The following is a 476-nucleotide window of genomic DNA, read 5'->3' as shown; positions in this document are numbered from 1 at the left end:
TATGAAAATGGACAGATTTTCCAGCACTTTGGACACACAGAGACATTTAAGATTTACGATGTAGAGGAAGGAAAAGTAGTACATTCAGAAGTAGTAGATACGAATGGAAGTGGACATGGCGCATTGGCAGGAGTTCTTAATGCATTGAATGCAGACGTTTTGATTTGTGGCGGAATTGGAGGCGGCGCACAGACAGCGTTAGCGGCAGCAGGCATCAAGCTTTTCGGAGGAGTTTCCGGAGATGCGGATGAAGCAGTAGAAGCTTTTATCAATGAAACACTTGAGTATAATCCGGATGTGAAATGTTCTCATCACGAGCACAACAACGGGGAAGGACATACATGTGGCGAGCATGGATGTGGAAGCCACAGTTGTCATTAAGAAGTGATGTTGTATAAATAAAGTTGACACCTTATTCTCAAAGAATTCATGTATAATAAAGAGAATAAGGAGGAACTCTCAATGTCACGTACCCA

The 476-nt window shown here is 42.4% G+C and carries 1 protein-coding gene; it reads left to right on the top strand.

Translation table 11 applies throughout. The annotated features are described in order from the left end of the window. A partial coding sequence (locus tag ACTNDQ_RS15450; protein WP_441065005.1) for a NifB/NifX family molybdenum-iron cluster-binding protein occupies positions 1 to 381 on the top strand: 381 nt, incomplete at its 5' end. Positions 382 to 476: the final 95 nt, after the last annotated feature.

It is taken from the genome of Blautia massiliensis (ex Liu et al. 2021), assembly GCF_052064225.1.
Taxonomy (GTDB): Bacteria; Bacillota; Clostridia; order Lachnospirales; family Lachnospiraceae; genus Blautia_A; species Blautia_A fusiformis.
This window is presented reverse-complemented; position numbering and strand designations above follow the sequence as displayed.